General features: G+C 63.7%; 27 protein-coding genes and 3 pseudogenes. 15 read left to right on the top strand and 15 right to left on the bottom strand.

What is annotated here, in order from left to right; all coding sequences use genetic code 11:
- Window positions 1–26: 26 nt before the first annotated feature.
- From AC1DGD_RS07015 to AC1DGD_RS07005, 3 genes are read right to left on the bottom strand one after another with little or no spacing between them, the layout of a single operon-like run.
- On the bottom strand, window positions 27–548 hold the full coding sequence (locus AC1DGD_RS07015; RefSeq protein ID WP_476851063.1) for a hypothetical protein: 522 nt from the start codon (window positions 546–548) through the stop codon (window positions 27–29).
- A 54-nt stretch (window positions 549–602) separates the two neighbouring features.
- Window positions 603–2,297 carry a monocarboxylate uptake permease MctP gene (gene mctP, locus AC1DGD_RS07010; protein ID WP_476851064.1) on the bottom strand — a complete coding sequence of 565 codons (1,695 nt, stop codon included), beginning with the start codon at window positions 2,295–2,297 and terminating at the stop codon, window positions 603–605.
- Window positions 2,294–2,575 carry a DUF3311 domain-containing protein gene (locus AC1DGD_RS07005; protein WP_476856339.1) on the bottom strand — a complete coding sequence of 94 codons (282 nt, stop codon included), beginning with the start codon at window positions 2,573–2,575 and terminating at the stop codon, window positions 2,294–2,296. The genes mctP and AC1DGD_RS07005 overlap by 4 nt, the downstream gene beginning before the upstream one ends.
- Before the next feature lie 494 nt (window positions 2,576–3,069).
- Here AC1DGD_RS07005 and AC1DGD_RS07000 point away from each other — a divergent pair, with 494 nt between their 5' ends.
- Both AC1DGD_RS07000 and AC1DGD_RS06995 read left to right on the top strand, forming a co-directional pair.
- Window positions 3,070–3,336, top strand: a complete 267-nt coding sequence (locus AC1DGD_RS07000) for a GlsB/YeaQ/YmgE family stress response membrane protein (protein WP_476851066.1) — start codon at window positions 3,070–3,072, stop codon at window positions 3,334–3,336.
- Between the two features lie 598 nt (window positions 3,337–3,934).
- Window positions 3,935–4,228, top strand: coding sequence for a YsnF/AvaK domain-containing protein (locus AC1DGD_RS06995; RefSeq protein WP_476851109.1), 294 nt, complete (start codon window positions 3,935–3,937; stop codon window positions 4,226–4,228).
- 419 nt (window positions 4,229–4,647) lie between these two features.
- Here AC1DGD_RS06995 and AC1DGD_RS06990 read toward each other — a convergent pair whose 3' ends face one another.
- Complete coding sequence (locus AC1DGD_RS06990; protein WP_476851067.1) at window positions 4,648–4,818, bottom strand: helix-turn-helix domain-containing protein; 171 nt, start codon at window positions 4,816–4,818, stop codon at window positions 4,648–4,650.
- Between the two features lie 99 nt (window positions 4,819–4,917).
- On the opposite strand from AC1DGD_RS06990, the gene AC1DGD_RS06985 reads away from it, so the two are divergent.
- The 3 genes and pseudogenes from AC1DGD_RS06985 to AC1DGD_RS06975 all read left to right on the top strand — a co-directional run bounded on the left by AC1DGD_RS06985 (window position 4,918) and on the right by AC1DGD_RS06975 (window position 7,589).
- A complete protein-coding gene (locus tag AC1DGD_RS06985; protein ID WP_476851068.1) occupies window positions 4,918–5,784 on the top strand; it encodes a sulfurtransferase in 867 nt (288 codons plus the stop codon).
- Between the two features lie 122 nt (window positions 5,785–5,906).
- Window positions 5,907–6,908 (top strand): annotated as a pseudogene (locus tag AC1DGD_RS06980) (IS30 family transposase); the annotation flags it as partial.
- Window positions 6,909–7,412: 504 nt separating this feature from the next.
- Window positions 7,413–7,589, top strand: a complete 177-nt coding sequence (locus tag AC1DGD_RS06975) for a hypothetical protein (RefSeq protein ID WP_476851069.1) — start codon at window positions 7,413–7,415, stop codon at window positions 7,587–7,589.
- A 191-nt stretch (window positions 7,590–7,780) separates the two neighbouring features.
- Here AC1DGD_RS06975 and AC1DGD_RS06970 read toward each other — a convergent pair whose 3' ends face one another.
- Together AC1DGD_RS06970 and AC1DGD_RS06965 are read right to left on the bottom strand one after the other, a co-directional pair.
- On the bottom strand, window positions 7,781–8,299 hold the full coding sequence (locus tag AC1DGD_RS06970) for an SRPBCC domain-containing protein (RefSeq protein ID WP_476851070.1): 519 nt from the start codon (window positions 8,297–8,299) through the stop codon (window positions 7,781–7,783).
- On the bottom strand, window positions 8,296–8,622 hold the full coding sequence (locus AC1DGD_RS06965; RefSeq protein WP_476851071.1) for an ArsR/SmtB family transcription factor: 327 nt from the start codon (window positions 8,620–8,622) through the stop codon (window positions 8,296–8,298). The genes AC1DGD_RS06970 and AC1DGD_RS06965 overlap by 4 nt, the downstream gene beginning before the upstream one ends.
- Window positions 8,623–8,964: 342 nt before the next feature.
- Here AC1DGD_RS06965 and AC1DGD_RS06960 point away from each other — a divergent pair, with 342 nt between their 5' ends.
- Window positions 8,965–10,125, top strand: coding sequence for an alkaline phosphatase family protein (locus AC1DGD_RS06960; RefSeq protein WP_476856338.1), 1,161 nt, complete (start codon window positions 8,965–8,967; stop codon window positions 10,123–10,125).
- Window positions 10,126–10,598: 473 nt separating this feature from the next.
- Here the strand turns inward: AC1DGD_RS06960 and AC1DGD_RS06955 are convergent, their stop codons facing one another.
- The 5 genes from AC1DGD_RS06955 to AC1DGD_RS06935 form a co-directional block, all read right to left on the bottom strand.
- On the bottom strand, window positions 10,599–10,979 hold the full coding sequence (locus AC1DGD_RS06955; RefSeq protein ID WP_476851073.1) for a VOC family protein: 381 nt from the start codon (window positions 10,977–10,979) through the stop codon (window positions 10,599–10,601).
- A 128-nt stretch (window positions 10,980–11,107) separates the two neighbouring features.
- The gene (locus tag AC1DGD_RS06950; RefSeq protein WP_476851074.1) at window positions 11,108–11,446 is read right to left on the bottom strand and encodes a YciI family protein; all 339 of its coding nucleotides are present in this window, start codon (window positions 11,444–11,446) and stop codon (window positions 11,108–11,110) included.
- Window positions 11,443–12,810 (bottom strand): RNA polymerase sigma factor, encoded by a 1,368-nt coding sequence (locus AC1DGD_RS06945; RefSeq protein ID WP_476851075.1) that lies wholly within the window; start codon window positions 12,808–12,810, stop codon window positions 11,443–11,445. The genes AC1DGD_RS06950 and AC1DGD_RS06945 overlap by 4 nt, the downstream gene beginning before the upstream one ends.
- On the bottom strand, window positions 12,810–13,136 hold the full coding sequence (locus AC1DGD_RS06940) for a YciI family protein (protein WP_476851076.1): 327 nt from the start codon (window positions 13,134–13,136) through the stop codon (window positions 12,810–12,812). Before AC1DGD_RS06940 ends, AC1DGD_RS06945 begins: the two co-directional genes overlap by 1 nt.
- A gap of 334 nt (window positions 13,137–13,470) precedes the next feature.
- Complete coding sequence (locus tag AC1DGD_RS06935; RefSeq protein WP_476851077.1) at window positions 13,471–14,250, bottom strand: alpha/beta fold hydrolase; 780 nt, start codon at window positions 14,248–14,250, stop codon at window positions 13,471–13,473.
- A 520-nt stretch (window positions 14,251–14,770) separates the two neighbouring features.
- On the opposite strand from AC1DGD_RS06935, the gene AC1DGD_RS06930 reads away from it, so the two are divergent.
- The 3 genes from AC1DGD_RS06930 to AC1DGD_RS06920 all read left to right on the top strand — a co-directional run bounded on the left by AC1DGD_RS06930 (window position 14,771) and on the right by AC1DGD_RS06920 (window position 15,832).
- A complete protein-coding gene (locus AC1DGD_RS06930) occupies window positions 14,771–14,935 on the top strand; it encodes a hypothetical protein (protein WP_476851078.1) in 165 nt (54 codons plus the stop codon).
- 354 nt (window positions 14,936–15,289) lie between these two features.
- On the top strand, window positions 15,290–15,451 hold the full coding sequence (locus AC1DGD_RS06925) for a hypothetical protein (protein WP_476851079.1): 162 nt from the start codon (window positions 15,290–15,292) through the stop codon (window positions 15,449–15,451).
- A 78-nt stretch (window positions 15,452–15,529) separates the two neighbouring features.
- Window positions 15,530–15,832: a putative quinol monooxygenase gene (locus AC1DGD_RS06920; protein WP_476851080.1), complete on the top strand. Its 303-nt coding sequence runs from the start codon at window positions 15,530–15,532 to the stop codon at window positions 15,830–15,832.
- A gap of 103 nt (window positions 15,833–15,935) precedes the next feature.
- Here the strand turns inward: AC1DGD_RS06920 and AC1DGD_RS06915 are convergent, their stop codons facing one another.
- Both AC1DGD_RS06915 and AC1DGD_RS06910 read right to left on the bottom strand, forming a co-directional pair.
- Complete coding sequence (locus AC1DGD_RS06915) at window positions 15,936–16,547, bottom strand: ANTAR domain-containing protein (protein WP_476851110.1); 612 nt, start codon at window positions 16,545–16,547, stop codon at window positions 15,936–15,938.
- Window positions 16,524–16,634 (bottom strand): annotated as a pseudogene (locus AC1DGD_RS06910) (response regulator receiver protein); the annotation flags it as partial. The gene AC1DGD_RS06915 and the pseudogene AC1DGD_RS06910, both read right to left, overlap by 24 nt.
- A 36-nt stretch (window positions 16,635–16,670) precedes the next feature.
- Here AC1DGD_RS06910 and AC1DGD_RS06905 point away from each other — a divergent pair.
- The 5 genes and pseudogenes from AC1DGD_RS06905 to AC1DGD_RS06885 all read left to right on the top strand — a co-directional run bounded on the left by AC1DGD_RS06905 (window position 16,671) and on the right by AC1DGD_RS06885 (window position 20,138).
- Entirely contained in the window at window positions 16,671–17,213 is a 543-nt protein-coding gene (locus tag AC1DGD_RS06905; RefSeq protein WP_476851081.1) for a hypothetical protein, read from the top strand.
- 219 nt (window positions 17,214–17,432) lie between these two features.
- On the top strand, window positions 17,433–17,624 hold the full coding sequence (locus AC1DGD_RS06900) for an ANTAR domain-containing protein (RefSeq protein WP_476851111.1): 192 nt from the start codon (window positions 17,433–17,435) through the stop codon (window positions 17,622–17,624).
- Window positions 17,625–17,895: 271 nt separating this feature from the next.
- A pseudogene (locus AC1DGD_RS06895) lies at window positions 17,896–17,979 on the top strand (recombinase family protein); the annotation flags it as partial.
- A 370-nt stretch (window positions 17,980–18,349) separates the two neighbouring features.
- Window positions 18,350–19,198, top strand: coding sequence for a Rieske (2Fe-2S) protein (locus tag AC1DGD_RS06890; RefSeq protein ID WP_476851082.1), 849 nt, complete (start codon window positions 18,350–18,352; stop codon window positions 19,196–19,198).
- Window positions 19,199–19,388: 190 nt separating this feature from the next.
- Window positions 19,389–20,138 carry a GTP cyclohydrolase II gene (locus tag AC1DGD_RS06885; RefSeq protein WP_476851083.1) on the top strand — a complete coding sequence of 250 codons (750 nt, stop codon included), beginning with the start codon at window positions 19,389–19,391 and terminating at the stop codon, window positions 20,136–20,138.
- 137 nt (window positions 20,139–20,275) lie between these two features.
- On the opposite strand, the gene acs is transcribed toward AC1DGD_RS06885, so the two are convergent.
- Window positions 20,276–22,255, bottom strand: a complete 1,980-nt coding sequence (gene acs / locus AC1DGD_RS06880) for an acetate--CoA ligase (protein WP_476851084.1) — start codon at window positions 22,253–22,255, stop codon at window positions 20,276–20,278.
- Window positions 22,256–22,261: 6 nt separating this feature from the next.
- A complete protein-coding gene (locus tag AC1DGD_RS06875; protein ID WP_476851085.1) occupies window positions 22,262–22,936 on the bottom strand; it encodes an acetate uptake transporter in 675 nt (224 codons plus the stop codon).
- Between the two features lie 296 nt (window positions 22,937–23,232).
- Here AC1DGD_RS06875 and AC1DGD_RS06870 point away from each other — a divergent pair, with 296 nt between their 5' ends.
- On the top strand, window positions 23,233–23,928 hold the full coding sequence (locus AC1DGD_RS06870) for a hypothetical protein (RefSeq protein WP_441410677.1): 696 nt from the start codon (window positions 23,233–23,235) through the stop codon (window positions 23,926–23,928).

Below are 23,928 nucleotides of genomic sequence, written 5' to 3'. Positions count from 1 at the left end.
AAGGATCGTCGACGAACGTCCGGGTCTCACTGACCGGCGTCGGTGAACCGTTCCGCCGCGGTTTCCAAGAGGAGACCCTCGAGTTCGCGGAGCTGTGCCGTTGCCCGGTCCAGCAGACTCGCCACCTGCTCCTGTCCAACGTGCGGGTCCGTGCGGGACAGGAGACCCAAGGTCCTCCAGAGCAGCGACTTGCCCGTGACGGCACTGATCAGCGCTTCGAGTTCCAATTGTTCGGCTGCGCCGATCCTGGCGTGGAGCGGATTGAGCGGGCCTAGGGACGCGAGGTGCGCCCCTGTCCAGGCGAAGGGCTTTTTGTAGGCCGGGATGCCTAGACCGAGCCCCTCGGTGATGCCCTCCAGGGTTGCCTTGTCGGCACTGATTTCCGTCGCGAGCCGCGCGATGGTACTGCCGCGTGGCGAGTCCTTCCACGTCTTGGCCGCCTGTTCGAAGAGTCGCTCCCCCGCCGCCGCGGCTATCAAGTGACTGTGCAGGTACGCGGCCAAGGAACTCTCCCCGGTTGTGCCCTTGCCGTGCTGTCCGGCGTTCATGGTCATATACCTTTCGTCCCTCGGGCTCCTGTGCGGTCTCGGGTCCCCAGTGACCTAGAACGTGGGGGCGCCGGGTTCAGCGAGCGGCTGCTCGCGCTCGATCTGGGCGATCTTTGGATCGTTCTCGTCGGCGCCGTAGTCCGAGCTGCGGGTGATGTCATTCCCACCAGGGAGCTTCATTGCGTGGAAGAGCAGAGATAGGCCGGTGGCAACCACAAGGTTTATCGCAAACGCCACAACGGCGATGTAGACCTGTATGTCGGTTCCGGGGATGGCCGCGATCGAGCCCCCGAAGTAGGCCTTCGTGACCGGGTTGACCACGTTGTACGCCGCGATGGTGCCATAGATGATTCCGGCTGCCCAGCCGCCGAAAAGCGCCCATCGGTGGAACCAGCGGGTGTAGAGCCCGGCCACGATCGTCGGGAAGGTCTGCAGGATCCAGATGCCGCCGAGGAGCTGCATGTTAATTGCTGCCGACTGGTCCATGGCAATGACGAAAATCAATGCACCGAATTTCACCACAAGCGACGCAATCTTGGACACCTTTGCTTCCTGCCGGGGAGTGGCGTCGGGCTTAATCAGATCGCGGTAAATGTTGCGGGTGAACAGGTTCGCCGCGGCTATCGACATGATCGCGGCCGGGACCAGAGCCCCGATGGCGATGGCGGCCAGGGCGATTCCGGCAAACCAGGCCGGGAATTGATCCAGGAACAGCTGCGGGACCACCAACTGCGGGTTGACAGCGCCGTTCACGTCAACGGGATTGGTTCCGGCGAAGATGGCCACGTAGCCCAGCAGAGCCAAGAACCCCAGCATCAACGAGTACAGCGGCAGCACCGCGGCATTCTTCCGGATCGTATTCCTGCTCTTGGTCGCCAGGACGCCCGTGATCGAGTGCGGGTACATGAAAAGCGCCAAGGCCGAGCCCAGAGCCAGCGTCCAGTAGGCCGAGTAACTGTTCGCGCCCGGAATGAAGACTCCAGTGGGTTTACCGGTGGCAGGGTTGACCGCAGCGAGTTTCGCCTCGGCAGAGTCGAAGATGGGACCCCAGCCGCCGAACTTGATCGGCAGGTAAATTACCGCGACGATCACCGCCAGATAGATCAGCAGATCCTTCACAACGGCGATCAGGGCCGGAGCCCGCAGGCCCGAGGTGTACGTATACGCGGCCAGGACCACGAACGCGATGATCAGCGGCAGGTCGGTCAGCAGTACGTTCTCCGCACTGCCCAGGCCCAGCACCGTGAGCACGGCCTTGATTCCGACTAGCTGAAGCGCAATGTAGGGCATCGTCGCGACGATGCCGGTGACGGCGACGGCAAGGGTCAGCGCCCTGCTGCCATAGCGGCCGCCGACGAAGTCGGCCGGCGTGACAAACCCATGCCGGTGCGAGACGGACCACAACCGGCTCATCAAAAGGAACACGATCGGGTACAGAACGATTGTGTACGGCACCGCGAAGAATCCGCTGACGGCGCCAGTGGCCCACATTGCAGCCGGAACGGCCACGAAAGTGTAGGCAGTATACAGGTCGCCGCCGAGCAGGAACCAGGTCACCCAGGTTCCAAACCCGCGGCCCCCAAGGCCCCACTCGTCAAGGCTGTGCAGCCCTGTCCCCTCTCCCCGCCGCCACCGCGCAGCCACGAACCCCAAGACCGCCACCAGGACGAAGAGAATGATCACAATGGTCAGTGGAACCCAGCTAATGGGCCGGTCCGGAGCGGCCAGCGGCACGGCTGCCCCGCTCATCGCTCCTCCTCATCACCGGTCACGCCGCGCACGGATTCGCGCCGGCGGCGATCCTCCTTGCCGACCAGCCAGTAGGAGATCCCCACCAGGGCCGAGGTGATCGGAATCCACATCATCTGGTACCAGTAGAAGAACGGCATACCGGCCAAACGCGGCTCACCGACAGAATACGCGGGCACATACAACGGAATCACAATGGCGATGGCCAACAGGATTCCGGTGACGACATATGGACCGGTTCTGGCCGGCCCGCGCGTTGGCACATCGGGACTGGACATCGACGCCTCCTCATTGAGACGGGCCCCCGGAGCGGGAGGACTTCCCGGGACGTGCCGGCGGCCTGTGGACCGTCTGTCACAGCGGTCTTTACACACAGGATAGACACTGGATTTATTCTCCAACAGGGCAAATGCATCCGCCTCCGACGGCGAGGAGCAAGCCAACAGCGGCGCCGATGTCCCCAATTCAGGTTGGTTGCCCAATCAGCCCCCCACGCCAGACTTCAGGCCGTCGACACGAGCTGAATACGATCCGCCAGCCGATCGACGCTCAGCTACGGTTTGGCCTTGTCCGCCACCGCGCGGGACCGTCTGGCATGAAAGGGTCGCCCCGGCGGAGTCCCAACGATCCAGTCTGATCTGTGAGGCCACTAGCGGCGGATATTGAGCACTGACGCGCCACCGCCCACGAGGTATTGCGTGCTACTAAGCATGCTGATTAGATCTTGATATCGGCCGCATTCCACGACCGGCAACCGAAAGGACGGACAGTCATGGGAATTCTTGCATTCCTCATTCTCGGCCTTATCGCAGGAGCTATCGCCAAGGCGGTCCTTCCCGGCCGGCAGGGAGGCGGCTGGGTGATCACACTCGTAATTGGCGTCGTGGGCGCCATCCTCGGAGGCTGGATAGGTTCGTTGATCTTCGGCGGAGGCCTCGCTGACTTCTTCGATTTGCGGACCTGGCTCCTCTCCATCCTCGGGGCCGTTATTGTGCTCTTGATCTATGGCGCCGTTGCCGGCCGCAGAAGCAGGGCATAAGGTCCACCGGCCCATTGCTGCCCCTGCTCAACCAAGGCGCAAATGTTCTTTCAGAGGACGGAGAATAGATCGGCTCCATCGGCCAGGCCTTCGTGGACAACAATGACGGACAGCCGAGCTGGGTAACCGCCAGGACGGGCCTATTCGGAATGTCCGAATCCTTCGTACCCCTGGAAGGAGCCCGAACAGAGGGAAATGACATCGTGGTCCCCTACAGCAAAAACCAGGTCAAGGACGCGCCGAGGATCGACGCCGATCGGCCACTGGAGCCTGCCGAGGAAGGCCGGCTCTACCAGCACTATCAGCTCGACACCGGACGCACTTACACCGAGGCGACGGCAGATGCGGCAGATTCCACCCCCGACCCCGGAACGCAACGCACCGGGACACCGACCACCACCGGGTACAACGCCACCACCGACGAGACCTTGGCCCCCGCCACACAAGACACCACCGCAACAGACCGCAGTACTCCCCCTGCCGCCACCGGCACCCCGGATACGACGCCACCGCGCCCACCACTGAAGACACCACAACCCGGCCCCAGCCGCGCCCGGCAGGGGGCGGCGCCGAACAGCCGGCCGCGGGCGGGGCACGCCTGCGCAAATACGTCACCTCGGAATACGAAACCAGGACCGTTCCAGTGCAGCGCGAAGAAGTACGGATCGAGCGAGAACCGATTACGGAGGAAAACCGCAACGACGTAGCGGACCGTGCGGACGATGAGAACGAGATCATCCTCCACGAGGAACGAATCATCGTCACCAAGGAGACTGTCCCGGTCGAACGGGTCCACATCGGCACGGAAACGGTCACCGAAGACGTGACCATCAAGGAGAAGGTCCGCAAAGAACACATCGACACCGAAGGACCCGAGGAGAGCGGCGGCTAAACCCTAGAACCAGCAAATGCCCCCAGGCAGGAACAGTCGCACTTGCCTGGGCGTTGGATCGAGCCCGTTGGAATAGGATCGGGCCTACCTGCGCCTTGGCACTGAGCTCCATTTCGGTGGCGCCAGGGAGTACTTGAGCACCGGTTCCATTGCCCCGCATTGGGACTAGTCTGTTGGCAAGATCTTCATAGAGGAGGGCCCTCATGAGCGCCTCTGACGAATTGGCCGCAATCGAAGCGGGGTCGTCGACAAGAACGTCCGGGACCGGCCCTACCTCCTGAATATGCCAGTCTGATGGGTGCCCGCCAGGACGGCCAGACCGGCACCCACCGGCGGGACGTGCCGGACATTCGCGGACGAGGGCTGGGCGGACCGCTTGGATGTCATCGCCGCGTTGTCGGGATCGCTCTCCGCGTTGCCTATATAAGGTATCGGTAGACCGTGGCGCGGGATGCTCCGAGCATCTTGCCGATGTCGCGGGCGCTGATTCCTTTGCCCTTGAGTTCCTTGGCCCTGGCAGCGGCAGCGTCGTCCACTTTGCGGGGTCTTCCGCCGTGGCGGTTGTTGGCGGCGGCCAAGACGTGCGGCACGTTTCCTGGGCACGGTGATCGACCGGCTTACGGGCGCCTGCCGTGGTGCGGCGCATCCTCTGCAGAATGTCCACATCATAGAACATTTTTGCTCAAATTATGGACACATCCTCTAGCCTGCACTGTATGGACGACAGCCGGATAACCCAAGAAGATCTTCCACCCTTTATTGATGCCGCGTGGCTCGAGGCGAACCGACGTAACGTTGTCACCGCTGATGTTCGCTGGTACCTCGACGGCGGGTCGGGCCGTGCAGCGTACGACGGCGGGCATCTTCCAGATGCGGTGTTCGTGGACCTGGCCGCATGGCTGTCGGGCAATTCGGGACCACACGGGCTGAACCCGCTTCCCGACTCTGAAGTGTTCGCACATGGAATGTCCTCCTTGGGAATCGGCGACGACACGACCGTCATCGCCTACGACGACGCGGGGGGAGTCATCGCCGCGCGGCTCGTGTGGATGCTGCGTGCGCTCGGGCACCGGGCGGCGTTGCTCGACGGCGGGATTGCCGCATGGACGGGACCGCTGGAGACGACGCCCGTGGAGCCGGCGCCCGCGACCTTCACGCCGTCTCCGTGGCCCGAGGCCCGTCTCGCCCAGCTTCAGGACATCACCGCAGGGGCTGCCGGGATCATCCTCGACGCCCGCAATGCCGACCGCTTCGACGGAAGCGTCCAGCTGCCCACCGATCCCCAAGCCGGACACATCCCCGGCGCAGTGAACGTCCCGTGCCGTGGGAACCTCGCCCCCGATGGACACCTGCGCCCGATCGCCGAGGTCCGACGAGCGTTTGCGAAGGTTGGGATCGAAGACGCGACTGCCGTCATCTCCTACTGTGGCTCAGGCGTCACGGCCTGCCACAACCTTCTCGCTCTCGAGCATGCAGGACTCGGCCGCGGCCGTCTCTACGCAGGCCGGTGGTCAGAGTACGGAGCCGAGCCTCGCCGTCGAGCCGAGCTTGGCTGACAACCGACCTACGATGCCCGCTCGGGTCGAAACCACGACCTCCATCCTGAAGAGTGGAGACAGTCTCAGTCTGGCCCGGTAAGGGATCCTTGGGTTCTTGCGGTGATTGCAACACTTAGCGGATGGGTGTTGTCGTGGCGAGGTATTCAATTTATGTAAGACCGGATCTTCTGCAGCTGTTTTGGGCCGGGATGCAGGCCGGCGATTTCATCACGGACGCTGTTGTGCCGATCGATACGAGCAGGCGGACCGGTCGCCGGGTCCTGGCCGAAGCCGGGGGTGTCAGGCCACGCCGCGGCCGGGATCTGAAGGGCAGGTGCCTGACCTTCGCCCAGCGTGAAGAGATCGCGGTGCTGCGCGCCCAGGGACACTCGCTGCGCCGGATCGGGGTCGTGATCGACAGGTCGGCCTCGACGGTGTCCAGGGAGCTTCGGCGCAATTCGGTGGCCGGGTTGCCCTGCCGGGCAACATCGGCTCACGCGTTGGCGTATGAGCGGGCTTCGCGGCCGAAACCGTCGAAACTGCACACGAACACGGTGTTGCGTGCGAAGGTGGAAGAGGACCTGAAAAAGAAGTACTCGCCGGAGCAGATCGCAGGACGCCTGCGGGTTGAGTTTCCCGATGAACCGGAGATGCGGGTGTCACCTGAGACCATTTACCAGTCCCTCTACGTTCAGTCCCGCGGAGCACTCAACCGTGATCTGGCCGCGTGTTTACGCACCGGACGTGCGCTCCGGCAGCCCTGCAGGAAGGCCGGTCAGCGGAAGAACCGGATCCCGGGGATGGTCAATATCTCCGAGCGTCCCGCGGAGGTTCAGGACCGTGCGGTGCCAGGGCATTGGAAGGGTGACCTCATCATCGGCAAGGGCAACCAGTCCGCGATCGGGACCCTCGTGGAGAGAACCACCAACTACACGATGCTCGTTCACCTGCCGGATAGATACAAAGCAGAACAAATGCGTGACGCCCTGGCAGCCAAGATCAAGACGCTCCCCGAGGCGCTGAGGCATTCCCTCACCTGGGACCAGGGCATCGAAATGCAGGACTGGAAAACCGTGAAAGTGGACGCCGGTATCGACATTTACTTCTGCGATCCGCACTCACGCTGGCAGCGGGGCATCAACGGGCCTAGTTGTTGCATGCGAAACGGAAGGCAGTCCCGAGTCCTATCCATTCCAGGTGCTTTTTGACTCTGCAGGGGGCGACGTGATGCCCGGCCGCACGCCGGTTGAGGAGAGCGTGCGGCCGGAGTCTTTGGGTCGAAGGCGGAGCAGGGGTCGGCATTTCGGGGCTATTTTCAATGTCCCTCTTCGCGCTGAGAACAGCCTGAGAGCCGACCCTCCACTGTCCCGCATCCCACCGGCCGGACCGGAGCCGTCAGCCCACACGTTTAGGTGGTCGGCCCGGGCGGGTTCCCACGCCACACCCGGGTCAACCACCGCCGCGCGGCGCGCCCCACTGCGGGCGGACGGCCACGGCTTGCAAAACCTACCTCCGCACCCGCCGCGCGGCAAGGGCCCGAGGCCCACCGGATCAGAGTGCCCGCGCTGCATCGACGCATGGGAGAGCCCCGCAGCTAGTGTTGACGAGAACGAGGCAAATAGAATCTGGCTGGAGGTCACGGTTGCATGAGCGAACCTCCAACGTTGAGTTTTACTCTGACGTACGCCGCCACACTTGGAGTGGCGCTGCCATTCTTCCTGGCTCAGATCATCGCCATGAGCGCACTACTGGCCTTGGCCGGAATCAGCGCTGCGCTGGCCGGGACAGTCCAGTCCATGGCTCGGCTCCTGTCACGGTTCTGATGGTTGTGTCACGTATTTCTGGCCCCTCGAGGGCGGTTGAAACTTGCCCCACCCTGCGATGACTGGGAAGTCTTGTCGCGGGCCCGTCTTCGGTGCCTCATCGACTTGGGGTCTCAGTCAGGGCGCCGCGGACGAAGGAGTTTCAACGTTGGAACCCGCTGGGGGTTGCGACCGGCAGATCTGCCGTCGTGCTAGGTGAGCCTTGCGGCCAGCTCCTGGTATGCGGGGTGGAGTTCTTGCCACCGCACCCGTGCGTCGCAGCGGTCACGTCCGGCGAGGTAGGCGGCGAGATCTTCGACGTGGATCTGGTCTCCTGCCCCGTAGGCGGCGATCTGCTCCAGAGGCAAGCCGCGGTCCTCAATAACCAGGATGGTTTGATCGCCGTCAGCGCTAAGCGTCGCCTCGATCACGCCGTCCGGTTCGTCTGGGGCCGTGGTCAGAATCCGGAGCCACTGTGGGGGCTGGCACACTTCCACACGACAACTGCCTTCCCACCCGCTGGCAAAGTAGCGGGCCCTGAAGTCACCGCCCTCGCGAAGATCGCCTTCTACCTCGCCGAGCCAGCGGGCGAGACGGCCGGAATCGGTGAGCGCCGACCACACGTCCTCCCTATCGGTGTCGAACCGGACCTCAAGACGCACGATGCCGTTGCCCTCCACCGCTCGCAGGGTGCCCAGCGTGCGCACGCTTCCAGGGGTGTTGTTGGTCACGGGGTGCTCCTTCGCTCACGCTTGCCGCGTGCTATTTCGGTGTGCAGGACATCCAGCCGCTGTTCCCACAGGGCCACGTATCGATCCAGCCAGTCGTAGATCTCAGTGAGCGGCTGTGGGCGGAGGGAGTAAACCCGCCGTTGCGCTTCTTGGTGCACCTCGACCAGACCCGCTTCTCGCAGCACCCGCAGGTGCCGCGAGACACCCGGGCGTGCAATCGGCAGGAGCGCTGCCAGTTCACCCGCGGTTGCCGGGCCGTCAGCAAGGGCCTCCAGCATTCTCCGTCGGCTATCATCCGCGAGGGCCTTTAGAGCGGCTTCCATGACCCTTTTGTACCAAGTCGGTTACGTACCAGTCAAGGTACTTAAGCCGCCTTCGATTCCATCCGGACCGGCCTTCCGCCGCATCCATCCACTGGTGAATCCAACGCTGAAGGCGGTCACAGGTAACCGTCGCAAGTGCCCGGCGGGTCACCAAGTGGGGCCAGAAATAGCCGTCCTGTCTCTGGAAAACGTGCGGGGGCCCAGCCGTGGAGTCCCGAGCCCGAGAGGCTTCACAGGGCTTACTCAGGGGCTACAGACACAATGTTGATTCTGGTGTGGAACGGTAGACGCCACTTGACACCTGGCCCATTGGGAGCCGGGCCAGAGAGAAAGCCGGAACCGATGAGCCAGAATGTCGCAAAATTCTTGGGCCGGAGCCGCGCGGCACGACCGGCGGCGCTGATTCTTGCTGCAATCCTCGCCGTGGCGGCCACGGCTTGTGAGCCCACCCCGCCAGGAGGCGGGCCATCGCCGGGCCAGGGCAAGACAACGGCCGCCCCCGGCACTCCTACGACAACCCCCTCCCCACAACCCACACAGGCCTCGGGGAAACCCGGCCACGTCTTCGTGATCAACCTGGAGAACCACGACTACAACGACGTCTGGGGCCCCGAGTCGGCGGCCACCTACTTATCGAAGACCCTGCGCGCACAGGGCGTGCTGCTCTCCCAGTACTACGGGACAGACCACAACTCCCTCCCCGACTACCTGGCCCAGATTTCCGGGCAGGGCTCGAACGCCATGACGCGCGCCGATTGCCCTGTATATGCCGAGTTCCAACAAACCGGGACATCCGAGGCGGGCCAGGTGCAGGGTACCGGCTGTGTGTACCCCGCTTCGGTTCCCACCCTTGCAGGCCAGCTCAGTTCCGCCGGCAAGACCTGGAAAGGCTACATGGAGGACATGGGCACGCCCTGCCAGCATCCCGAGCCCGGCTCCACGGACGACCATCACAAGGCGAAGGAGGGCGACCAATACGCAACGCGCCACAACCCGTTCGTGTATTTTGACGAAATCACATCGTCTCCGGACTGCCCGAACAACGTGGTGGACTACACCCACTTCGCTGATGACCTGAAGTCCACGGACACGACACCGAACCTTTCCTACATCACACCCAACCTGTGCAACGACGGACACGACAGCCCCTGCGTCGACGGCAGCCCGGGCGGCCTCGAAAGCGCCGACAGCTGGCTGCAGCAGCAGATCCCCGCCATCCTGGACTCCCCCGCCTACAAACAGGACGGGGTGCTGGTCATCACCTTCGACGAAACCGAAGCCAAGACCTCCGGCCCGTCGGGAGTCACCGGAGGCACCGCGGGCGGCCGCGTCGGCGCACTGGTGATCTCCCCGTTCACCAAGGGCGGGACGACGTCGGACACGATGTACAACCACTACAGCCTGCTCGCCAGCATCGAGGACATCTTTTCAGTACCCCGGCTCGGATACGCGGGGGCACCGGGCCTGAACAGCTTCGGCCCGGACGTCTTCAACGCCCGGTAACCGCCCGCGTCACCGAACCTCCACATTGCCGTTCCCCGATCCGGGGCTCCCACAGTGCAAGAAAAAGCGCAGCTTCAGAACCTACTGTTGCGTTGTGGCACAGCAGCCCAGTCAGGGGCACGCCACAACGTCATTTCACCCTCAGAATGACGAAGCGCACCCCAGAGACCGGCTCCACCTCCCTTAAAGATGGAGCCGGTCTGAGCGGACCATGGAAAAACGCGCGGAGCGATGCCCTGCAGCTAGCGATCGACTTCGCCCAACGACAGCTGAGGACACCGGAGGAACTTGATCTCGACTTCGATCTCAGTGACTAGGAGTCGCGGCGCGACCTATGCGGATGGGGCCCATGGTCAGCGGAGCGTGCGCAGGTACCGTGGGCGCACGATTCGCTGCCCGATTCGACGGAGTGGGTAGGGTGTCCGCCAGGGTTGGTGTGAGGCCGCCGGCGTCGGTGAGCACCCCGGGCGGGGTCACCCCTTTCCGATTTCTTGTAGCGCCCACGAGTTGCCGTCGGGATCGCTGAAGTACGCGAACTTGACGCCTCCCATGTCCTCTATTTCGGTCACGGCGGCCCCGTGCTTGATGAGTTGGTCGCGCGCCGCAGCGATGTTTTCGACCACTAGGTGCAGGCCCTTGACCGTGCCGTCGTCTGGGCTGCTGTTGGCCATTCCGGCGCCGATGACTATGGAGCATGCTGAACCGGGTGGCGTGAGCTGCACGATCCGCATGCCGTTCCCGGGCTGCACGTCATGATCCAAAGTGAAGCCGACGGTGTCCGTGTAGAAGGTCTTACTCCGCTCGACGTCTGCTACCGGCAGCGGCACCAGTTCCAATTTCATTGGTACGCGCATTTACCTCTCCTAATTTTCGTCAAATGACGCTTGGATCTTGGGGTGAGCCTGTTCCAGCTTCCTCTGCCCGGTTGTGACGAGGCGGTACGGCGCAACTCTGATCACACAACTATTCAAGGCCGTGCGGGTCAGGGGTCGATCCGGCGTATTTCGATCGGCCAAAACTTGGCCTCTCCGAATTTTCCGGCGATTTCCACGGCGCGGGCCATGCCCACACAGTCGACGATGTAGTAGCCGGCCACGATTTCCTTGGTCTCAAGGTACGGACCGTCGGTCACGGTGCAGGTGCTGCCGTCACGTCTTACGAACTTCGCCTCTTCACCGAGCTGATGTGCCTCCACGAACTCACCGGATGCCCTGAGTTCCTGCTGCAACGAGGTATGTGCCTGCATGATCGCCTCGATTTCGGACGGGGAGAGTGCGTTCCAGGTGTCAACGTCGTTGGGGATCAGCATGAGGTGTTTCATTTGTACTCCTTCGCGGCGGTGCGGGGATCGGGTGGGGATGGGGACCCGGCGCTTGTCTCGGCCAGGCGTTTGGAGAGGTAGCGGCGCTCGGCCTCGGAGGGAGCGAGGTCACGGGCCCGCTCATACTCGAAGCTGGCCTCTGACTTTCTGCCAAGGCGGCGCAGGAGATCAGCCTTCGCCGCGGGCAGGAGGTAGTACCCCTCGAGGGACCGTGTCCGGTCCAGCTCGTCGATGAGGTCAAGTCCTGCTTCCGGTCCCTGAGACATCGCGACGGCAACGGCACGGTTGAGCTCGATGACCGGTGACGGTGCAATGTGCGCCAGGCGGTCATACAGCTGTGCCACCCGGGCGAAGTCCGTGCTGCCAGAGTCCGGGGCGATCATATGGCAGGCAGCAATGGCGGCCTGCACACGGTAGCTACCTGCTCGGGAACGGCGTGAAACGCCCATTTGCTCCGCGGCCGCCAGCAGCGCCACAGCCTCCGCGACCGCAACCTTGTCCCACAATCCGCGGTTCTGCTCCTCAAGGGTCACCAAGTCCCCTGCGGCGTCCGTCCGCGTCCCCCGCCGGGCATGGTGGAACAGCATGAGCGCAAGGAGGCCCAGGGCCTCAGGTTCCTGCGGGGACCCGTCGAGCAACACAACCAGCAGCCGGGTCAGGCGAATCGCTTCCCGGGCGAGTGGTTCGCGGATCAGTAAGTTGCCCCCGGTGGCCGAGTACCCTTCGTTGAACATCAGATACAGCACGGCCAGGATTCCGGCGGTGCGTTCGGATATCAGCTGCGGCGGCGGCACCCGGTATGGGATCCCGGCATCGCGTATCTTCGCCCGGGCCCGAACGAGCCGTTTGGCCATGGTTGCTTCGGAGACCAGGAACGCGCGGGCGATCTCCCCGGTCGCGAGTCCCGCGACTGTGCGCAAGGTCAGGGCCACCCGGGCCTCAAGCGGGAGGGCCGGGTGGCAGCAGGTGTGAATCAGCCGCAGCGTGTCATCCTCTGCCGCCGTCCCTATGCCGGCCTTGTCTTCGAGCCCTTCGAGCTCGGTGAGAATGGCGAGTTCACGGACCGCCCGCCTTTCGCTGGCGGCGCTCCGCATGCGGTCGATTGCCTTGTTCTTGGCCACGGTAGTCAGCCACGCCCCGGGATTCCTGGGAACGCCGTGCTCCGACCAGTCGACGAGGGCCCTGGCGAACGCATCCTGGACACAATCCTCGGCCAGGCCCCAGTCGCCCGTCACGCGGATGAGGGTTGCGGTGATTCGTGCTGCCTCACCGACGGACGCGGCCTCCACGACGGCCCGCACGTCCGTCAGCTCCGGCGCGTCTTCCCTACCCTGATCATCAATGCCGGCCTCGGGGCGAATCACTATTCCCCGAGCGGCCACACGGGCCTGATCTCGATCTTGCCGAACCGGGCCATGGGGTGCTTGGACGCCACCTCGATAGCCTCATCAAGATCGGCACAAGCGATGATGTCATAGCCCGCGATCCATTCCTTCGTCTCCGCGAACGGCCCATCCGAGACCACCACTTCGCCCCCGCGCACCACTACCGTGGTTGCGTCCTCGACAGGACGCAACCTGTCACCGTGACGGGCGACGCCCCGCGCCTCCATCTCGGCCCCCCATTCGACAATGTTGTCCTCGGCGGCCACATATTCCGGCGCTGTGGGATCGCTACAGATGAAAAGCATGTACTCCACGACGTCTCCTTCTTTCGTTAGTTACATCAGCACGACGACCGGGGAGCCGCCAAAAGGACATCTGGTGGGAAATTCTTTTCCGGGGCCATCCCCACGCATTCAACGCCAGGGCTCAGCACGAACTCAAGGCGGCGCGGATGTCCCAGACCGCGAACGGCTTCCCGTCCGGGATGAGATCACGTCGCCACGAGGGACGATGTCCAGTATCGTCGCGCGCCCGGCGGGAACATAGGCTCTACATAGGCTCGGGGTTCTCACCATCGGCCGAGTGGGTTAGCCTCAACGTCGTTTTCCAAGTTCCCGCCGTATTGGGGTCGATGGCAGCCTAGGCTGGGGCGCCGTTGAAGAACTTGATCAGGACCGGTGCGACAGCATCGCTGGCGACTGCGTGGTCCTGGCCTTCCAGCTTTTCTTTTTTCATGCCAGGAACGGCTGCGGCGACGGCATTGATGGCATTCCCGGCCCAGGAAGGGCTCGCACCACCGTAGATCCCGAGCGTGGGAACCTGAATATTCGACAGCCTCTCCGGGACGCTGCCGTCGGCCGTGAGGGTGAGGTCATACGGCAGGGTCTGGGCAACGCTGAGGAGCGCGGGCCACCACGGCATGGTTTTGATTCCTTCGTCGAAGTCAGAGCCGGTATGGCGGATGAACAGTTCCACGGCGGCTTCCCGGTCTCCCCCGTTCAGTGCCTCCTGGACCCGGTCCCTGAAATTTTCCCAAGGTTCTTCGGGGGCATGCCCGGTCAGATATGGCGGCTCGTAGGCGGCCAATTTGGAGATGCCCGCTCCGGCAGCCGCTGCTTCAAGAATCAGGATGGCACCCGAGGAATGGCCGTAAGCGTAGGCCGAACCGCCCGCCGCGGCTATCAGCGCTTCCAAATCCTCTAGTTCACGGCCGGGACTGTAGGGAAGGGTGTCGGAGCTCTCGCCTCTCCCCCGACGGTCATAGGCGTACACGGTGAAGTGCGGGGCCAGCCAAGGCACCAGCCCGTCGGCCGAACGCCGGCTGTTCAATGCACCGCCGATAATGATCAGAGGTGGTCCTTCACCTGTCCGTTCGAAGGCGATTTTCGTGCCGTCGGCCGAGCTCAGAAAGTCAATCATTTGCGCGTCCTGTTCTTCAGTGCCGGATGTCGGGCCGGTTCGGGTGAATGCTGAAGTTCATGCCGTCCCCGAACGGAAAACTCACCGTAACATCCCCTCCCTGTAAGCAGCAGAGGCGGTGGATAAACGGATCCGTGGGTAGCGGCCAACGAAACCCGACCGCGGTCCATCAAGACCCGCGACGGCATCGCAGATTCCGGCGCTGGCGAGCAACCCGAACAAGAACTCGTCCATCGTGGACAACAACCAAGAAATGTCGCAGACACAGTCAGTGCCCGATTTGGACCGAGCCTGCGTCGGACACCATTGGAACCTCTAGCTGGCCGCGCCAGCAGAGGCCGTCACAGGTTGGAGCGCGGCGGAAACCACCATCTGAGTTCGGCGGGAGTGTCTTGGGTGGGCTTCTCGCAACCGAGTTGGGCCGCCTGACCCGACGTTCCCTCGCGCCAGGCGGCCATCTGCTGTCGGCTCAGTGCGCGCCCGGACCGGGATGGACCGCAGCTTTGCCTAGACTCGGTGAATGTCTGAGATCGCAAATCTGAAGGACAGCGCCGAACACCGCTGGCCGGCCGTAATCGGGCTGCTCATCGCGCTGGGCCTCTATGCCGCCCTTCCCAGCGCCTTCCTGCCGGCCATCCGCTACACGGTGGTGGGAATCGGACTCCTGATGCTGATCCCCCGCTGATCCTCAACCCCCGCCGCCTGCACAAAGAGACACGCTGGTCCAAACGATTAGCGACGAGCCAGGCACTCCTCCTCGTCGCCGCCAACGGCGTCGCCCTGGTGCAGCTCATCATTCTTCTGACCGACTCCGGCAGCGGCGACGGGCGGCGCACGCTCCTTCTGGCAGCACTGCAGATCTGGGTAACGAACATCATTGCGTTCGCCTTGGTTTCTGGGAAATGGACCGCGGCGGACCGGTCGCACGGCGCAATACCCACCGGGGCAACCTCCCGGCCGCGGACTTCCGGTTCCCCCAAGACGAAGACCACGACGCCGTCACGGAAGTTGCGACACGGTCCGCTGGGTCGCTTCTTTCGTGGATTACACCTACTTCTCCCTGTCCAACTCCATGGCCTTCAGCCCCACCGACACCATGCCCCCGTCGCCGCGGACCAAAATGATGATGGGACTCGAAGCCGCCGGAGGCTTCGTTCTCCTGGCCCTCGTGATCGCCCATGCCGTCCCCCTGCTGGGCTAAGCCTCGATCCGACGCATTCCGGGCGCTGCGGGAGGGGCGCAGCAGGCCATATCTGCAGCCTTCGATGAGTATGGACTCATGACACACGCACGTTTGGCGACTCTCGGCACCAAGCCGGGCGCGCGCGATGGCCTCATAGAACTCCTCACCAGGCGAGCCGACGGGCTTGCGGAACTGGGTTGCCTCCTCTACGAAGTAGGGGTAAACGACGACCAACCCGACACGGTGTTCGTTGCCGAGTTGTGGATATCCGAGAGCGCCCACAGGGCCTCCCTGGAACTAGACTCGGTCCGGAGCAGCATTGCCGAAGCGATGCCGCTGCTGTCGGGATCGATGAGCAGCCAGGGTTTCGAAGTCGTCGGATCTCCACTGCACGATTGAGGTTCGGATTTTTCGATACCGGTTCCTGATCAAAACGACGCTAGGCCACTTTCTGTGGTGCCTCGGCACAGCCTTGCGCGAAGGCTTCCCAATACGCACGCCGCTAAAAAGCCGGCCCGGAACTTCGGTGTTCCTGGCGACGCGGCTTTCGTGATCGTTCGAGGGTGTCGCGCCGGATGGCCCCCCGCTGGAGCGTGACTGCAGTGGTTGGCCCAGCGGCGGACCGCCCGGAATTTCCAGGTTCGATGACTCTGGGAACATGAGTTACCGGACGACTGTATTGGGGGATCCAGCCGCCCGGACTCACTTCAACGTTACTCCGTTTCGTCGGTGAATAGGGTGAAGTGGATCTGCCCACGTCGCTACCGTGCAGGCCCAGCAGGCAGGCGTCGCAGTACGGCCGGACTGTCGGGTCTTGTGAAAGAGAGGCGACCACTGATGCGGCGATGTCCCGGAGTTTGACGTATCTGGTGCTGGAAGCAATTTTTAGGATTTTTATGGCCGTGTCCTGACTGCAGCGGTTTTGCGCCATGATGGCGCCGGTTGCCAGGTCGATGATCGTCCGGGATTCTATGGCAGCGGTGGGGTTTGTTTTCGCCTCGGCCAGTTGGCTGATCCGGACCGCGAGGCGGAGTGCTTTGGACGCGTGGTATGAGTACGCTTCGACCGTGTCGATATCCTCATCGGTGAAGCCATGGGACCGGGTGGAATACAGGTTCAGGCCCGCTTCTGCTTCTCCCTCAAGGACCAGTGGTACAGACAGGCCGGATCCCACACCCGCCTCCAGCGCGGGCGCCGTGTAGGCGGCCCAGCGGTGCTCGTTGGTTAGGTCCGGAACATGTACGACGACTTGGTTGCGGGCGCTACCTGCGGCGTCTCATCGCAAACCGCCCGACGCCGGGTGGAACGGTTTCTCGCTTCCGGTTACATCACGCTGAGGTGCGACGCGTCCTCCGCAGCGAACCGGGGCCTCCGGGAGGTGACGTTGATGCTCAATGTCCCGGCGCAATACGTTGACGATGCCGGCCGTTACTTCGCCGCCCAAACAAATTGCCGGCTGAGCGCCCAGGTTCTCGGCGCACAGAACCTGGAGGTCACGCTGTGGGTCCGCGACTACTTGGAGGCGCCGGCGTTTGAACGGGAACTGGCCGAGCGCGCGCCCGGCAGCATAGTCATCTCACGTCAGGCTGTGGTCCGGGCGTACACGCGACTTGGCCATATCCTCGATGAATCCGGACGGAGCCTCAGCGTGGTGACGCCGCCGCCGTGGAGGCACGACACACCACAGAATGCCACTGGCTTGCCTCGGGCTGCACAAAAACATTGGGCTGCACGGCGGGAAGAGGAAGCGTCGGCGACCGGCCGTCGGCGGCGGGTTTGACCGCGGCTCACCATGGAGCGAGACGCTGATGGGCCGACGGCGGGGTCAGGTCTACGATTTTGAGAGCCGGCCGCACGTGGGTTGAGGTTGGACGTGCGGCCGGGGCCTGCAACGACGCCAGAGGGCCAGATCTACAGCGTCCAGATACTAATCTCCCCCCTCGGCCTGAGAACAGCCTGAAAGTCTTTGGGCGCGTAAACCAATCCCCCCACTGCAGCCATCGAATCCCGGACCATTATCGACCTGGCGACCGGCGCCATCATGGCGCAGAACCGCTGCAGCCAGGAGACCGCCATCAAGATCCTGAAAAACGCTTCCAACACGCGAAACGTCAAACTCCTGGACATCGCCGCCTCGGTCGTCGCTTCACTATCCCAGGACCCGAGAGTCCGGACGCACTTCGACGCGTAAGCACGTTGCTCAAAAGGCCGGAAGCGCACCGGTGCGGGAGGTAAAACAGCGGTATCGACAGTGCGGCGCGGCAACGCCGCACCTGCGGCTTCGATGTAGGTGGCGATAGGGTCTACAAGCCCGCGGGGAAACGTCCCCCGCGAGGGTGTCCCGCACCTGTCAGGCCCCCAGACCAAGGTCCCGCCCGCGAACACCGGCAAATCCTGAGGTCGGCATAGGACCCGCCCGAGAAAATGCCCGGTGGCTGGGGATAAACGGTACGGGCACGACCATGACCGGACTGCTGATCGGATATGCGCGCGTATCCACCAACGACCAAGACCTCACCGCCCAGAACAATACCCTGGCCGCTCTGACGACGCCGAGCTCCGCGGCTACTGGGAGAAACTCTCAGCACCGGCATGAGAGTTGCGGTCTCCAGTGACTCCTTCCTCGCCTCGGGACCCGACTCTGGACCTGAGTTCGGGCATCTGACTCCGCCAGGCGGGCGTCCGGCTGGGGCGGGCCATGACGTCGGCGCTTCGTGAGGATCGAAGACGTATCCACGCGGCTCACGTACGCCGCTCATTCACGCCCCGGCGGCTCGGACACCTTGTCACGACGGCCGTTTCGGTGGAAAGCTTTGACCATTCGCCACCCGGACTTCCGCCGCTTCAGTGAAGACCGGTTGTAGACACAGTCCTGAACACTCCAGATTCAAGAACTGACGAGACAGAGGAGCTGCCGTGAACCCGCTGAATTCCGTGGTCGCCGCCATAGAACATTCCGAGCGGCTTGACGGGGTGGCTTCAGCCGTTGCCGCCGCGGTCGGGCGGGCAGTGCGGGCGCGCACTGTTCGAAACATCGTCAGCGGCACCGCCCTGGGCCATCCGCTGCATCCGGTCCTCACGGATCTGCCCATCGGAGCGTGGACCATGGCAATGCTCCTTGACACGATAGGGGGCGTGGATTCCGCCCCCGCCGCCGACATCCTGGTGTGCGCGGGCATTGCCGCTGCTGTTCCCACTGCGGCAGCCGGGCTCAACGACTGGTCGGACACCCAGGGGAAGGCAAGGAGAACAGGGCTAGTTCACGCGGTCGCAAACAGCACAGCCCTCTGCCTCTACACAATCTCCGCTGTGGCCCGCGCGCGCGGACACCGCGGTGTCGGAAAGTCACTGGGCATGGCTGGGTTCGGGATCCTGATGTTCGGCGGTTTCCTCGGCGGACATCTCACCTATGCCAGCGCCGTGAACGTCAACAAGACCGCAGACAGGAACGGCCCTACGAAGTGGACACCTGCGCTCAGTGAGAATGACTTGCCCGACGGCGACCAGCGCAAGGTGGACATTGCCGGCGTCTCCCTGCTGCTGCACCGCGCAGGCACCCAGATTCACGCCCTGGACAGCATGTGCAGCCACATGGGCGGCCCACTGGATGAAGGGAAAATCGCCGACGGCTGTGTCACCTGCCCCTGGCACGGAAGCACCTTTCGCCTCAACGACGGGAGCGTCGTGCGCGGGCCAGCCAGCCACCCGCAGCCCGCATACGAAACGCGGCTCAACGACGGTCAAATCGAGGTCCGCCGACGATAGGGCCGGCACTACGCACGCCTCAACCCGCAGCGCTCCGGGGAGCGTGAGGGCCTGCGGACGTCGGTCCAGGCCTGAGGCCGCGCCACCTCGCGACGATGTGCGCGGACCAGGAGCGCAATCGAATTCACGACGGAAAGGTCATCGCCAAAAACCAGACGCCGCGATTCCAAATCCCAGAAGGAGGGGCTCAATGTCCACGGAACGACTCACTGCAACAGGACCGGGGGCTGGAATGGACGGTGTCGGCACGGCGTCCGCCGACTCAGCCTCGTTTGGATCCGCCGGACGGGAGCGCTCGGTTCCCCCTGGGGCCCTGGTGCGTACCCGGGTGCGTATCCCTCTCAGGTTCACCGACGGCTTCGCCACGACCGCAGATGCGTTCACTTTCCGGGATCTGGTGGACCGCAAGGAGCACCTGCTGCTGGGGCTCGGTGATTGGCACGGCGCCCTCGCCGCGGCTGCCGCCCCCTTGGTGCGCCCTCACAGCGAATGCCTCACCGGGGACGTCCTGGGATCGCAGAGGTGCGACTGCGGCCCACAGCTCCGCGAGGCGGCCGAGCGGATCGCCGGTGAGGGCGGCTTCCTGCTGTATCTGAGGCAGGAAGGCCGGGGCATCGGACTCTACGAGAAGCTCGACGCCTACTCCCTTCAGGACCGCGGGCTCGACACCTACGCCGCGAACGTCGCCCTCGGCCACGGTGAGGACGAGCGGGACTATCGTGCAGCGGCCCAGATGCTGCTCGCCGTCGGAGCGCACCGGATCCGGCTGCTGAGCAACAACCCCGACAAGGCCCTCCAGCTCGAGGCCAACGGCGTCGCTGTGGCCGAACGCGTGCCCACCCGGGTCCACCTCTCCTCCGCAAATGCCCGCTACCTGGCCACCAAACGCGACCACACCGCCCACACCATCGTCCTGGGACCGATCCCGACCGACATGTGAAGGAATTCCGTCGCCTCCGGCCACTACCAGTTCCTCAAGTTTGCCGGAGCGGACCTCCGAAGTATCCAGGTAAGCGAGGAAGTCATCCATGTCATCTCTCCCGTTGAAGGCCCCGGCTGAACGCCTCGACCTGGCAATTAGTGCGGGCCGGCGGCGCCGCCTGGCATGCCGGCTTTGATCAGATCCATCACTGAGGAGTCGGCCAGGGTGGTGACATCCCCGATCGGCCTGTCCTGCGCCACGTCTTTGAGGAGCCGTCGCATGATCTTCCCGGACCGGGTTTTAGGCAGCTCGGTGACCACCATGATCTGCCGGGGCCGGGCGATTTTGCCGATTTCCTTGGCTACATGGTCGCGCAGCTCCTGCACGACCTCCGGTCCGCCGTCGCCCGCATCGCTGCGCAGGATGACGAAGGCGACGATGGCCTGCCCGGTGGTGTCGTCGAGGGCGCCGACGACGGCGGCTTCGGCCACCTTCGGATGGGCGACGAGCGCCGATTCGATCTCCGTCGTCGAGAGCCGGTGTCCTGCCACGTTCATCACGTCGTCCACCCGGCCGAGAAGCCAAATATCCCCGTCCTCGTCCTTCTTCGCGCCGTCCCCGGCAAAGTAGAGCCCCGGGAACCGTGACCAATACGTCTCCACGTACCGGTCGTTGTCACCCCAGATGGTGCGCAACATGGATGGCCAGGGTTCCCTGAGGACCAGATAGCCGCCGGAGCCGTTGGCAACCGGTGCGCCCGCGTCATTGACGACGTCGGCCACGACCCCGGGCAACGTCCTCATGGCGGCGCCCGGTTTACCCGCTGTGACTCCCGGGAGCGGACTGATCATGATGGCTCCGGTCTCGGTCTGCCACCAGGTGTCCACCACGGGCGTGTGGTTGTGCCCGATGTTCTCGCGGTACCAGATGTAGGCCGCCGGGTTGATCGGTTCGCCCACGGTTCCGATCACGCGCAAACTCCTGAGACTGTACTTGGCCGGTATCTGGGCGCCCCATTTCATGAAGGTACGGATGGCGGTCGGGGCGCAGTAGAGAATCGAGACTTTGTACTTGTCGATGATTTCCCACCAGCGGCCCTGGTGCGGGGTATCCGGCGTGCCCTCGTACAGCACGGAGGTGGCACCGTTGGCCAAGGGACCGTACACGATGTAGCTGTGCCCGGTGACCCAGCCGATGTCCGCGGCTGTCCAGAAAATATCGGTCTCGGCCTTTAGGTCGAACACCGCCCAGTGGGTGTAGGCGCACGCCGTGAGGTAGCCCCCAGTGGTGTGCAGGATGCCCTTGGGCTTGCCCGTGGTGCCGGAGGTGTACATCACGTACAGGGGATGGTCAGCGTCGAAGGCCTCGGCGTCGTGATCGGCGGAAGCCAGCTCAACCGAGTCATGCCACCAAATATCACGGCCCGGTGTCCAGTCGACCTCCTGGGCTGTGCGGCGGACCACCAGGACGTTGCGAACGTCCGGACAGTCCAGCAGGGCCTCGTCGACGGCGGGCTTCAACCCATTGGCCTTGCCGCGGCGGTAGGCGCCGTCGGTCGTTATGACGATCCGCGCGTCGCAGTCGTGGATCCGCGTCCGGAGCGCGTCCGCGGAAAACCCGCCGAACACGACGGTGTGCGGTGCTCCAATTCGTGCGCAGGCCAGCATAGCCACGACGGTTTCCGGGATCATCGGCATGTAAATGGCAACCCGGTCTCCCGGCTTGACGCCCAGATCGGTCAGCGTGTTCGCCGCCTGGCAGACCATGTGGGTGAGCTGGGCATAGGTGATGGCACGGGTGTCCCCGGCTTCTCCTTCAAAGTAGTAGGCGACCTTGTCCCCGCGGCCGGCAGCTACATGCCGGTCAAGGCAGTTGTACGCGGCATTGAGCCTGCCCCCGACGAACCATTTGGCAAATGGCGGATTCGACCAGTCCAGGACCTCACTCCATTTTTGGGACCAGTCCAGCCGCTCCGCCTGCCGCGCCCAAAACGCCAGCCTGTCGCCGGCAGCTTCGTCATAGTCCGACGATGTAGCGTTGGCCTGCGCCGCAAAGCCGGCGTCCGGAGGAAAGCGCCGCTGCTCGTGCAACAGGTTTGCGAGGGTCTCATCCGATTCTGTTGGGTCTGCTGCCATGGCCTGTCACCGTCGTCCCACCGGAAGCACAGTCCGCTTGTAGGTGGAGTTCGCGACCACCGCGAGGGAGCAGTACCAGGCAATCAGCGCCGTCACGATGCCCAGCCAGCCGCCCAGCATCGACAGCCCGGCTGCCCCGAAGAAGGCGCCGAGAAACAGCGCAATGAAGGTCAGGGTCAAGAAGACAAAAACGGCAAAGACACCCATGCTGACGCGCCAAGCTGAAACGGTCATATAGGCGGTAAAGATTGCCCAGCCCAGAAGATAGAGGCCGACAGCTTTGCCGGCGTCCGCTGCCGGAAGACTGCCCGCGCTGAACTGGCTCAGGAACCAGAAGGACAGCCAGAAGGCTCCGTACGAGCAGAACGCCGTCGCGCCGAAAACGTTGCGGTTGGCAAATTCCCAGATTCCGGCGGCGAACTGCGCCATGCCGCCGTAGAACAGTGCCAGTCCCAGGACAACGGGTTCGACTGCTTTGGGGATCAGGCCGGCATTGATGACACTGAGGACAAACGTGGTCATTGCGAAAGCGCCCAGACCCAAAGCTGCCGGATCGGCAAAGGGTGGGCTGGTGCTCCCCTGTGGAGAAACAACTGCGTCTTGGGCTGGTACGGGATTTTCAGCCCTGCGACCACCTCCCGCCGGGACGGTCCCCGCCGCGGAGCTTGATTCGACACTCATGGCACGACTCCTTGGTCAACACCAGCACCATTGCTGGTGACGTATAACAGGCTACTCCTGAATGCGCAAGGAAATTGTCTGAATTTGTTGTGATTCAGGTCGCGCACCCTTGTGTCGCAGATCACATTGCTTGGCCCAGTGGTGAAGTGCCGGCAGGACCATGCCCCCTCTTGGCCTGAACCGTACCGCCTAGGGTCGAGCATGCGTGTACCGTTCGAACCGAACGGCGCCACGCCGGGCGGACCAAAAGTCGACTCTGCGGCTCCCGTCCCGGCCCAGGACCTACACTCCTGACCATGACCACCCACAATGAACGGCAGGCCCGGGCGGAACACCGTTGGCCTGCCGTCATCGGCCTTCTCATCGCACTGGCGCTATACGCCACGCTGCCCACGACGTTCCTTCCGGCGGTACGCTACTCCGTTGTTGTCGTCGGCCTGGCCCTGCTGATTCCGCTCATTATCCTGAATCCACGCAGGTTGGTCCGCGAAACCCGCTGGTCAAGGCATCTTTCCGTCGGCCAGGCGTTGTTGCTTGTCGTGGCCAACGAGGCAGCACTCGTCCAACTGGTCATTCTCCTCACGAACTCCGGAAACAGCAACGGGCCAACGCTGCTGCTCGCGGCCCTTCAGGTATGGGTGACAAACGTCATCGCGTTCGCCTTGGTCTACTGGGAACTGGACCGGGGCGGTCCGGTCACCCGGCGCCACGCCACGCGCCATGAGCTGCCCCGGGCAGACTTCCGGTTCCCCCAGGACGAAGACCACGACGCAGTGCAGGAAGTTGCCGCCCGGTCCTCCGTGAAGACGGACTGGACGGCTTCATTTGTCGACTACGTCTACTTCTCCCTTTCCAACTCGATGGCATTCAGCCCCACAGACACGATGCCCCTTTCGGCCCGGGCAAAATCCCTGATGGGACTGGAGGCCTTCGGAGGATTCGTGCTGCTCGCACTCGTCATCGCCCACGCCGTCTCCCTGCTTGGCCAGTAG

The organism is Arthrobacter sp. 05T45 (assembly GCF_056395875.1).
Note: the sequence above shows the minus strand (reverse complement) of the source record. Positions and strands in the feature narration are given on the sequence as shown.

Coding starts and splice junctions, on each gene's coding strand:
- AC1DGD_RS07015 (WP_476851063.1), bottom strand. CDS start 548: ATGAACGCCGGACAGCACGGCAAGGGCACAACCGGGGAGAGTTCCTTG.
- mctP (WP_476851064.1), bottom strand. CDS start 2,297: ATGAGCGGGGCAGCCGTGCCGCTGGCCGCTCCGGACCGGCCCATTAGC.
- AC1DGD_RS07005 (WP_476856339.1), bottom strand. CDS start 2,575: ATGTCCAGTCCCGATGTGCCAACGCGCGGGCCGGCCAGAACCGGTCCA.
- AC1DGD_RS07000 (WP_476851066.1), top strand. CDS start 3,070: ATGGGAATTCTTGCATTCCTCATTCTCGGCCTTATCGCAGGAGCTATC.
- AC1DGD_RS06985 (WP_476851068.1), top strand. CDS start 4,918: ATGGACACATCCTCTAGCCTGCACTGTATGGACGACAGCCGGATAACC.
- AC1DGD_RS06975 (WP_476851069.1), top strand. CDS start 7,413: ATGAGCGAACCTCCAACGTTGAGTTTTACTCTGACGTACGCCGCCACA.
- AC1DGD_RS06965 (WP_476851071.1), bottom strand. CDS start 8,622: ATGGAAGCCGCTCTAAAGGCCCTCGCGGATGATAGCCGACGGAGAATG.
- AC1DGD_RS06960 (WP_476856338.1), top strand. CDS start 8,965: ATGAGCCAGAATGTCGCAAAATTCTTGGGCCGGAGCCGCGCGGCACGA.
- AC1DGD_RS06955 (WP_476851073.1), bottom strand. CDS start 10,979: ATGCGCGTACCAATGAAATTGGAACTGGTGCCGCTGCCGGTAGCAGAC.
- AC1DGD_RS06950 (WP_476851074.1), bottom strand. CDS start 11,446: ATGAAACACCTCATGCTGATCCCCAACGACGTTGACACCTGGAACGCA.
- AC1DGD_RS06940 (WP_476851076.1), bottom strand. CDS start 13,136: ATGCTTTTCATCTGTAGCGATCCCACAGCGCCGGAATATGTGGCCGCC.
- AC1DGD_RS06935 (WP_476851077.1), bottom strand. CDS start 14,250: ATGATTGACTTTCTGAGCTCGGCCGACGGCACGAAAATCGCCTTCGAA.
- AC1DGD_RS06930 (WP_476851078.1), top strand. CDS start 14,771: ATGTCTGAGATCGCAAATCTGAAGGACAGCGCCGAACACCGCTGGCCG.
- AC1DGD_RS06920 (WP_476851080.1), top strand. CDS start 15,530: ATGACACACGCACGTTTGGCGACTCTCGGCACCAAGCCGGGCGCGCGC.
- AC1DGD_RS06905 (WP_476851081.1), top strand. CDS start 16,671: ATGTACGACGACTTGGTTGCGGGCGCTACCTGCGGCGTCTCATCGCAA.
- AC1DGD_RS06885 (WP_476851083.1), top strand. CDS start 19,389: ATGTCCACGGAACGACTCACTGCAACAGGACCGGGGGCTGGAATGGAC.
- acs (WP_476851084.1), bottom strand. CDS start 22,255: ATGGCAGCAGACCCAACAGAATCGGATGAGACCCTCGCAAACCTGTTG.
- AC1DGD_RS06875 (WP_476851085.1), bottom strand. CDS start 22,936: ATGAGTGTCGAATCAAGCTCCGCGGCGGGGACCGTCCCGGCGGGAGGT.
- AC1DGD_RS06870 (WP_441410677.1), top strand. CDS start 23,233: ATGACCACCCACAATGAACGGCAGGCCCGGGCGGAACACCGTTGGCCT.